The sequence below is a fragment of the Legionella tunisiensis genome, from assembly GCF_000308315.1.
GTDB lineage: Bacteria > Pseudomonadota > Gammaproteobacteria > Legionellales > Legionellaceae > Tatlockia > Tatlockia tunisiensis.
In genome coordinates, this window is sequence record NZ_CALJ01000317.1 from 1 (window position 1) to 9,785 (window position 9,785).

A 9,785-nucleotide genomic window follows, 5' to 3' on the forward strand; every position below is an offset into this window, starting at 1 on the left:
TTTTTCCCAAAACATTATGACGGATTTAAAACATTTGAGTGGTTATATTTTAAAAAGCAAATCACCAACCTGCGGCTGGAAACAAGTAAAAATTTATCAAAGCCCCGGACTAGTCAAGCATAATGGACAAGGGCTATATGCCAAAACCCTGGCGGCTAACTATCCTTGTTTGCCTATTGAAGAAGAAGGACGTCTTAACGATCCTCGCCTGCGTGAGAATTTTGTTGAACGTATATTTCTATACAAAGAGTGGCAAGATTTAGTTGGATCTGGGTTAACCATAGCTAAAATTCTTGCTTTTCATACTCGCCACAAATTAACCCTGATGGCACATCATCCAATAACTAGTCATAAACTCGGAGAGGCGCTTAGCCGCATTAATAAACAGGATGATATTCAACAATTCGCAGAAAATTATATCTATAATTTTATGCAAATCCTTAGTTATTATATTGCTACACCTAAAAAACATGCTAATGTGCTACAGCATTGTTTAGGCTATTTTAAAAAGGTACTTAACAAAATAGATAAGCAAGAACTCGTTGAATCTATTGCCAATTATCGTCAGGGTCTTTTACCGTTGATTGTCCCCGTCACCCTGCTTAAACATCATATGAAGCATCATCGGCAACCTTATCTTGATAACCAAAGTTATTTATCACCCTATCCAGAAGAATTAATGTTGCGTAATCATATATAGAGTAGAGCACTTGGAGCAAATCATATACGGCTGCCATCTGACAGCCGTATATGACAGGCTTATACCATATCCAGAGAAGTGAATTTCAATTGTCGGCCACAAACCCAAGCCTTGTTCAATTCCTGGAATATTTCTTTTGGCATTCCTTTAGGTAAGCGTACAGTGGAGTGATCATCATGAATTTTGAGTCCAGTTATAAAACGACTTTGTAATCCGGCTTCATTAGCAATAGCACCAACGATATTACCGGGTTTAACGCCATGCACACGACCAATATCAATACGGAATAATTCCTGTGGATGATCATCACGGAATTGCCTTCTATCTTTACCTTTATCGTTCTTACGATCAGGATTACGACTCGCCTTAAAGTCGCCTTCTCTAACTCGTGCCACTTTGGCAGAACGAGCAGGTTTTGGAAGAGAGAGTTCACGCTGCCATGGCTTATCCTGATTTAATAATAAAGCAAGGGCCGCTGCTACATCAGTCGCCGCGACCTGATTTTCTTTGACAAACTCTTCAATGATACGTTGATAAGCCGGTAAATTTTCATGTTGCAAACGTGCAGTAATAGTTGCCATAAAACGTTGCTGTTTCGCTGTCTGGATCATGTAATCATTCGGCACCACAATCTTTTCAATACGCTGGCGAGTATGACGCTCTATCGTATTCAAAATACGTGCTTCCTTCGGTGTAACAAACAAAACCGTTATCCCACTACGACCGGCGCGGCCTGTACGGCCAATGCGGTGGACATACGTTTCACAATCATGTGGAACATCATAGTTAATCACATGGGTAACACGTTCAACATCTAATCCACGCGCTGCAACATCTGTAGCAACTAAAATATCAATCGTCCCTTGCCGAAACTGTGCAATAATTCGCTCACGCAAGGCCTGGGTAATATCACCATGAATTGCCATAGCACGATATCCTTGCTGCTGCAAAACCTCTGCTACTTCTTCTGTGCTGCTTTTGGTACGAACAAATACAATAACGCCTTGCGAATCTTCTACAGCCAATACACGCAATAAAGCATCTGTTTTTTGTGCCGGTGATGCAAATAAAAAGCGTTGCTCAATACTCTTCACGGTAGCAGTTTCCGCACGAATCTCAACAGAAACAGGATTATTCAAATAACTGTTGGCAATCTGGCGAATACGATAAGGCATCGTAGCTGAAAACAAAGCCATTTGCTTTTCAGCAGGCAATTTGGAAAGAATTGTTTCCACATCTTCGATAAAACCCATTCGCAACATTTCGTCTGCTTCATCAAGAACAAAAGTACTTAAATGACCTAATTGCAAAGTACCGCGATCGATGTGATCAAGAATTCGCCCTGGTGTTCCCACAACAACTTGCGCACCTTCACGTAGTTGTTTCAATTGACGGCGATATTCTTGTCCGCCGCAAAGCACAGAGACAGTAACGTTTTGATGAGCACTCAACGCTTCAAACTGTTCAGCAACCTGAATGGCTAATTCACGGGTTGGGGCTAAAATCAATGCTTGGGTAGCCTGCGATTTTTGCACTAATCGTTGCAAAATAGGTAAGGCAAACGCAGCAGTCTTTCCTGTTCCTGTTTGTGCTTGCGCGATTACATCTCGTCCTTCCAACAAGACAGGTATAGTTTGTACCTGGATAGGTGATGGGACTTTAAATTTCATATCTTCGAGCGCTTTTAATAAAAGATCAGATAAATTGAGCGCTGCAAAGCTTGCTAATTCTTGTGTCATAAATATTCCAATAGATTAAAGCATAATGCTAAAACGGATAAAGCAATGTAAAAATTGCTCAGTATTATAACAAAATAAGCAGGATGATGCACGAATTTTATTTTCCTCAACCTGATTAAAACAAGATAAAGATGGGCTATAAACCTAACCAAGATAGATTCGTAGTTAAATGTAATTAATTATTTTTATAAGAGAAAATACTATTCTTCCATGATTTTCTATCAAACCATCTTACCAAGTTTTTTCTTTTCTTTTCCGTTATATCTTTTTCAACATTTGGTCGATTTTGCTATTTCTACTTATATCCTCTTTAATTTTTAACTATAGGGTTTTATAACAACGCTGCCAAACGGCAAGCTTGATCAATAGCATGACGTGCATCCAATTCCAACGCTTTAAAAGCCCCACCAATCAAATGCACCGATCGTTTTCTTTGTTTCAAAGGTTCAAACAGATCCCGTAATTCATCCTGCCCAGCACAAATCACGATTGAATCCACCTCTAAAACTTGTGCTTTATCATCGATACGAATATGTAAACCCTGATCATCTATTCGTTCATATTCTACACCGGCAAGCATTTTAACCTCTTTGTGTTTTAAACTTAATCGATGGATCCAACCAGTAGTTTTTCCCAACCGTTTACCATGCTTTCCTTTTTGCGCTGTAATAAATACACTTGACGTGGGCTTTTACTGATCTCAGGATGTTTCACACCACCGCGATGTTCAGTTTTGATATCAATACCCCACTCATCATAAAATTGCTGCGGATGCTCATTAACGTGCTCGTGAGTTAACCATTCAGCCACATCAAAACCAATCCCCCCCGCACCAATAATGGCTACCCGCTCACCAGGAATTTTTTGCTGTTGAATTACTTCCACATAACTCATAACCTTTTTATGATCTATCCCTTGAATATCAGGTACCCTTGGCTTAATTCCTGTTGCAAGTACAACCTCATCAAAATCACTCAGTAAATTCACATCAGCGGCTGTTTTTAACCGAACATCAACTTGAAATTTTTTCAATTGATGCGTGAAATAATTAATAGTATGTTGAAATTCTTCTTTACCAGGGATGTTTTTCGCTAAATTAAACTGCCCACCCAAAACATCACTTTTTTCAAACAGCGTTACTTGATGGCCTCGTTCGGCTGCTACTGTTGCAAAAGCAAGACCAGCCGGCCCAGCACCAACAACAGCAATTTTTTGGCATGATGTACTGATTGATAAACTAATTCTGTCTCATTGCCAGCACGTGGATTGACCAGGCAAGACGCTGTTTTATTAACAAATACTCGGTCTAGGCAGGCTTGGTTACAGGCAATGCAAACATTAATCGCTTTACTCTCACCTATTCTGGCTTTTTCAGCGAATTGCGCATCGGCTAAGAATGGCCTCGCCATTGACACCATGTCCGCAACCTCTTCACTAATTAAACGGTTAGCCAGTTCTGGGGTATTGATTCGGTTAGAAGTAATCACTGGTATATTAATTTCTGGTTTGAGCCGTTTGGTTACTGGAGTAAACGCTGCAGGAGGGACCATCGTTGCAATGGTGGGAATACGTGCCTCATGCCAACCAATGCCGGTATTAATCAAACTAGCTCCTGCTTGCTCAATTGCTTTCGCCAGAGTAACAACTTCCTCCCAACTGCTGCCGTCGGCAATCAGATCGAGCATCGACAAACGATAAATAATAATAAACTTTTCACCGACTGCTTCACGTACACTCCGTACCACCTCTACCGGAAAACGAATACGGTTAGTAAAATCACCACCCCATTCATCTTGGCGCTGATTGGTATGCGTCACAATGAATTGATTAATGAGGTACCCTTCACTACCCATAATTTCCACTCCGTCATAACCTGCCGCTTTAGCAAGGCGAGCACAACGCGCGAAATGTTTAATGGTTTTTGCGATACGACGCTTACTCATCATCCAGGGTTTAAACGGACTGATCGGTGATTTTAAAGCACTGGGAGCAACAATAAAGGGATGATAACCATAACGACCAGCATGTAAAATTTGAAGAGCAATCTTGCCCCCAGCCTCATGCACAGTGTGCGTCACAATTTCGTGACGTTGTTGCTCTTTAGCGGACGTTAATTTTGCCGCAAAGGGAGCCAAACGTCCCGAACGATTGGGTGCAAAACCTCCAGTTACTATCAAGCCGGCACCACCTTGCGCCCTCTCACGGTAAAAGGCAGCTAAACGCTGTAAACCTTCTTTGTCTTCTTCCAAACCCGTATGCATGGATCCCATAAGCAAACGGTTTTTAACTGGGTAAACCCTAAATCAAGTGGTTCGAATAAGGCCTTGAAAGGGGTATTATCAATTCTCAATTCCATGAGCACTCACAAAAGGACAGAAAACAAGAGTATAATGCTTTTAATGCAATCTGACAGCCTTCGATCTTAATCTGGCTTATATACAGTAATTTGCATCTCAATAGTTTTTTGCATTACCCTCTTTATTCTTTGAAATGTTTAAGAGTCACCTGATGCAAAAAAATTTTTTTCCTCATCGTCGAAGAAGGAAAGTTCAATTTCTTCCATGGTGATTTTTCACCAGCACTACCACAAGAGTTAAATGGTCTTTTTGCCTATGGTGCCTATGAAACAGCAAATGGTGAAAAACTATTTTTTATGCAAAGATTACTTAACTACAACAGCTATCATGCTGGAATAAAACTAGTTTTTGATGGATTAAAAAAATAGACCGAAATACTTTTTTGCAACACCTGAAATACAGCAACAATTTAATAAATACAAAAAAAGTGAACCTCAATTTGGTGGAGAAATGCTGCTATTGGAAGCCAAATTTGTTTTTTGGAACTTCAAAAGCAGCGTATATTCACGCAACAACCCAGATTACAATGACATTAATCCTGAACTTGCACAGGTCGTTAATAAAAGTTTATTGCCACCTGCGCGCTTTGTTAAAGCCTCTGCAACAGAGTTTTTTGCCCAAACCTCAATGCGCCAGTTCTTTGAACCTAATGGACAATACAAAGCGCCAAAACAGGCTTTTCATGATGCATTAATGATCTGCAATGTCCTGCAATTACCACCTCTTGCAACAGCTTTGCCAGACTATGATGAAACCACTCACAAAACCACGGTCGCCAGCGCGAGTGGTTAGATCCATTAAAGACAAGATTTTTTCTCCGAGCCTAAAATCAATAGCTTATTTCAGCAATTTTTTCGGAAATTTCTCAACTTGTGTCCAGACAGGTTGAGATACCCGCAATCTGGTGGCCAGTAATGCTCCCATTAAAGAAATAATTCCACCGCTTAATGATAAAAAAGATGACTCTTCATGCAGCAAAATAAAACCTAATAATGTAGATAACAGAGGTAAAGAATAAAGATACATTGACGCTTTATAGGCAGACCAATAATTCAAAACATAACTCCATCCCACATAGGCAAAAGCCGCAGGAAAAACCCCCATATAGACGGCAGCAAAAGTTGCCTGTTGATTAGCCACTTTGATTTCTTCCCATAACTGGGGAGAAAAATAAGTAGCATGAGAGTGCCGCCCCATATTATCCAGGCAGTAACAGCTACTGGGTGATAATTTCGCAAATAACGCTTTTGCGCCACGGTATAAAAAGCCCCCATAAAAGTAGCAATTAAAATAACTAACACCCCACTCGTCATGGAAGCAGAATTGCTTTCTTCCCCTATTATCAAAAACAACAGTCCAATAAAACTGATAAGGATACCCCCCCAAACAGCTGGAGTTGGCCGTTCTTGCAAAAATAGAACTGATAAAACAATGGTAACAACTGGAATCAAACCGATAACAAAGCTGGCCACCCCTGCAGAAACGCTAAGCTCCCCATAATTCAGACAAATATTATAGATACCAATGCCTGCTACTCCCAACAACAGCAGCTGTACGCGATCTGACCAAGAGATTTTTTCTTAGCGGGAAGATGGAAGTAAATCATTGCCATAGCGAACGAAGCAACCAAAAATCGTAACAAAGCAAGTGCACCTGGAGAATAAGCCGTCAACCCAATCCGGATCCCGACAAATGCCGAGGCCCAAAATAATATAGTAAAGGCTAATGCACAATGTACTTTTAAAGAGCCCACAAGAAACACCAAGTAACAGAAAGACTACTATTTTAACTAGATAAATACTTGGTGGTCTAGCCTCAATAGCCTGTCATTTGTAAACTTTCCCAGGGCCTTCTTTCCTAAAATTCTGACTTGATAAATCTATCAAAACTTTTTTAAGCAAAGTAGAATTGACCATTCAATTCACTAAAAATTTAATAAGCAGGGAGCATCATGAATAAATTCGTTGGTTTACTTCTATCTTCACTTATGTTTACAACAAGTTATGCAGCACAAACCACAGCAACGATTTATTCTACTATAGGAGAAAAAAAGGAGTTAGGACAAGTTGTTTTCACAGATACCGATCTTGGTCTGCTAATAATACCAACGCTCACAACGCTTCCCCCGGGTTTACCACGGTTTTCATTTGCACCAACATCCTGATTGTGGTGATACGGGTATGCATGCCGGCGCTCATTACGATCCTAAAAACACAAATAGCCATCAAGGTCCTTACGGTAAAGGACATCTAGGTGATTTACCAGTCTTATATGTGATGGAGGATGGTAATGCCAATGTACCTGTTCTGGCACCTCGCTTAAAAACCAGCGACCTTAAAGGGTTGGCTGTCATGATACATGCCGGTGGTGATAATTATAGCGATAATCCTCCTCTTGGCGGCGGCGGAGCCCGAATTGCGTGTGGAGTAATTAAATAACGATCGTTTAGCGATATAAAGAACATAAGTACTTTATACATTATCCCGTAAAAAGACGTAGTCTTTTGTACGGGATTTAATCAAATATACCAGTTTCGACCACACCGAACTCACCTTGAATAAATGCTTTATTACCTATACTGTTTTAGTAAACATAGTAACAAGACACCTATCTTTGGAAATCCTCTTTTACGATACGATTTTAAGTAGCTGTACAGAGGGCAAAATCTGGCAATTAAGTTGTTTTATTATGTCTAACATAGCGTTACCATTCAATGAATGGAATGAATTAATCTAAATGAATAGTTTGGTCACCTTTTTTCCAATTACAAGGGCAAAGTTCATCCGTTCGCAACGCATCAAGAACGCGCAATACCTCTTGTGGATTACGGCCAACATTCAAGTCAGTGACCATAACAAAACGTATGGTTCCTTCAGGATCAATGATAAAAGTAGCACGCTGAGCAACACCTTCATGCTCATCAAGAATACCCAGAGCCTGGGTTAATTCTCGCTTAATATCAGCCAACATTGGGAAAGGTAATTCGCGTAAATCTGGATGTTGATTTCTCCACGCCAAATGAACAAATTCACTGTCAGTACTGCCCCCTAAAACTTGGGCATCACGTTCATTAAATTCGGTATTCAGCTTGCCAAATTCGGCAATTTCAGTTGGACAAACAAAGGTAAAGTCTTTAGGCCAGAAAAACAAAACCAACCATTTACCTTGATAGGTTTCATTGGTAATTATTTTAAACGCGTTGTGCATGTCATTACTAACAGTCGCTTTAAGATGAAACTCAGGAAATTTGTTGCCTACAGCAATCATATTCTTCTCCGATTTATGGGGTTTACATCTGTAACTGTAGGCAAACGATAATTATAAGTAAAATCGAATATATTTATAAATTTGATAGATTTTAACTATCATAAGCAATATCCGTTTTATGCTCGGTTTCGCGATTAAATAAAAATAATACGCCAATACCAATAAGACTGAATAAGACAGCAGGGATTGCTAAAGGCAAGGTAGACGTCACTGTTTTATTAATCAATAAATAACCAACAATACCCGCAAATAGGAAACGTAAAGCGCCTCCAGCCGCTGCAGCAGCTCCTTTTGCTTCTTCGAAGGGAGCCATTGAACCGCCTGTGCCAGCCCCCCATACAGAACGTACCACCAGTGCCGATAAGTAACATCGGATAAATAAAATTGTGAATACTCAAACCTTGAAGCAAATACCAGATAAGCATCCATAATCCCCCGATAAGCGTTAGCAAATAGCCCAGGAGACACGTTTTTAAAATACCCAGACGTTCAACAATGGATCCTCCAATAAAACTACCAAACAATAGAGAGATACCCATAAAGCAAAAATAAAACCATAATGAGTCTGCGGGATTTGGAGCGCTCGAAGAATCAAATAAGGAGACAAGGCACAAAATAAATATAAATAACAATGACCAAACGCTGAAGCCAGAGTATAAACAGCAAAATCCTGATTTCGTATGACGTGGAAATATTGTACAAATATTTTTTGGTTAAGGGCGTTCGCCTCGTGACTGGCAATGATTCATCAAGCCAGATGCCTATTGTATATAATGCAGGTATAGCGACCAGTAAAAGAGCCCAAAAAGTTGCCGACCATCCCAGATAAAGATCAAGATAGCTGCCTATAAACGTAGCAAAAATGGGAGAAAATGAAATCATTCCATTTAAAAAACTATAAGCCTTAGCGCTTTTCTCACCCGCATAATGATCTCTCACCATGGCAAAACCAAGTACGATCATGCCACAAGAGCCTAATGCTTGAATAATACGATACCCAATCAATTCGTAGACATTCTCTGCCAAACCACAACAGATTGAGCCAATAGCAAAACATAGAATGACCGCCAATGAAACTTTTCGACGACCAAAATGATCCGAGATAGGCCCAATCACTAACTGCATAAAACCTGCACTGAGCATAAATAAATTCAAGGTCATCAACATTTGTGTATCGCTGGCGTGAAAATCACGTGTTAGATGAGGAATAGCAGGTACATAAATATCCATTGCCAAAGGCAGAGCCAATACCATAGGAGTTAATGCGATGATTAATTTGGCAAACATCTGAGTTATTACCTGGATATTTTAGATACAATCTATTCTAACTCAGGACAATGCCTTTGTTCCAATAATTCTAATTAAAAAATCGTTTGGTTTAATTTATCCTTCCCAAGCAATTACTTATAATTTTTAGTCACGTTTTGCCAAAAGTAAGATTAGAATTGCAAATGTGTTCGCAAACAAAACGAAATAATGGTTGATTTATGACTACTATGCTGTTCAAATAACCTATTATTAACAATTCCGGAGATTGAAGATGTCTAAAAAGAAATGATATGTCGTATCGTTCGCCATATTACCAAGCAACCTGACTGGCAAAAACCTGTTGCCGCTAATGAGAGTCCCCCCCCTACCGTACACTACTATAAACGAAGCACGTAGTTCGTCCGACTTTACTTTCGCCACCCAAACTTACGTTACTAAACTTTACCGTTACTT

8 protein-coding genes and 2 pseudogenes are annotated in these 9,785 nt (G+C 39.8%); 3 read left to right on the forward strand and 7 right to left on the reverse strand.

The features are described from left to right. Positions 1-700, forward strand: a 700-nt coding sequence (locus BN58_RS19270) for a YbgA family protein (RefSeq protein ID WP_019218228.1), incomplete at its 5' end; no start/stop codon positions are given. A 59-nt stretch (positions 701-759) separates the two neighbouring features. On the opposite strand, the gene BN58_RS19275 is transcribed toward BN58_RS19270, so the two are convergent. Further along, positions 760-2,439 (reverse strand): DEAD/DEAH box helicase, encoded by a 1,680-nt coding sequence (locus BN58_RS19275; protein WP_019218229.1) that lies wholly within the window; start codon positions 2,437-2,439, stop codon positions 760-762. Positions 2,440-2,770: 331 nt separating this feature from the next. After that, positions 2,771-4,795, reverse strand: a pseudogene (locus tag BN58_RS37295) (oxidoreductase). A 451-nt stretch (positions 4,796-5,246) separates the two neighbouring features. Between BN58_RS37295 and BN58_RS19285 the strand changes: the two are divergent. Continuing rightward, a complete protein-coding gene (locus BN58_RS19285) occupies positions 5,247-5,588 on the forward strand; it encodes a hypothetical protein (RefSeq protein ID WP_019218230.1) in 342 nt (113 codons plus the stop codon). Positions 5,589-5,633: 45 nt separating this feature from the next. Here BN58_RS19285 and BN58_RS38125 read toward each other — a convergent pair whose 3' ends face one another. Both BN58_RS38125 and BN58_RS38130 read right to left on the reverse strand, forming a co-directional pair. After that, a complete protein-coding gene (locus tag BN58_RS38125; protein ID WP_408605516.1) occupies positions 5,634-5,900 on the reverse strand; it encodes an EamA family transporter in 267 nt (88 codons plus the stop codon). After that, positions 5,849-6,340, reverse strand: coding sequence for a DMT family transporter (locus BN58_RS38130; protein WP_408605517.1), 492 nt, complete (start codon positions 6,338-6,340; stop codon positions 5,849-5,851). The genes BN58_RS38125 and BN58_RS38130 overlap by 52 nt, the downstream gene beginning before the upstream one ends. A gap of 407 nt (positions 6,341-6,747) precedes the next feature. On the opposite strand from BN58_RS38130, the pseudogene BN58_RS27460 reads away from it, so the two are divergent. Then, positions 6,748-7,234, forward strand: a pseudogene (locus BN58_RS27460) (superoxide dismutase family protein). 289 nt (positions 7,235-7,523) lie between these two features. Here the strand turns inward: BN58_RS27460 and BN58_RS19300 are convergent. The 3 genes from BN58_RS19300 to BN58_RS35475 form a co-directional block, all read right to left on the reverse strand. Next, positions 7,524-8,063 (reverse strand): peroxiredoxin, encoded by a 540-nt coding sequence (locus BN58_RS19300; protein ID WP_019218234.1) that lies wholly within the window; start codon positions 8,061-8,063, stop codon positions 7,524-7,526. Positions 8,064-8,154: 91 nt separating this feature from the next. Continuing rightward, complete coding sequence (locus tag BN58_RS35470) at positions 8,155-8,415, reverse strand: hypothetical protein (RefSeq protein WP_232220837.1); 261 nt, start codon at positions 8,413-8,415, stop codon at positions 8,155-8,157. Positions 8,416-8,654: 239 nt separating this feature from the next. After that, a complete protein-coding gene (locus BN58_RS35475; protein ID WP_019218236.1) occupies positions 8,655-9,350 on the reverse strand; it encodes an MFS transporter in 696 nt (231 codons plus the stop codon). Between the last annotated feature and the right edge of the window lie 435 nt (positions 9,351-9,785).

Coding starts and splice junctions, on each gene's coding strand:
- BN58_RS19275 (WP_019218229.1), bottom strand. CDS start 2,439: ATGACACAAGAATTAGCAAGCTTTGCAGCGCTCAATTTATCTGATCTT.
- BN58_RS19285 (WP_019218230.1), top strand. CDS start 5,247: ATGCTGCTATTGGAAGCCAAATTTGTTTTTTGGAACTTCAAAAGCAGC.
- BN58_RS38125 (WP_408605516.1), bottom strand. CDS start 5,900: ATGGGGGTTTTTCCTGCGGCTTTTGCCTATGTGGGATGGAGTTATGTT.
- BN58_RS19300 (WP_019218234.1), bottom strand. CDS start 8,063: ATGATTGCTGTAGGCAACAAATTTCCTGAGTTTCATCTTAAAGCGACT.
- BN58_RS35475 (WP_019218236.1), bottom strand. CDS start 9,350: ATGTTTGCCAAATTAATCATCGCATTAACTCCTATGGTATTGGCTCTG.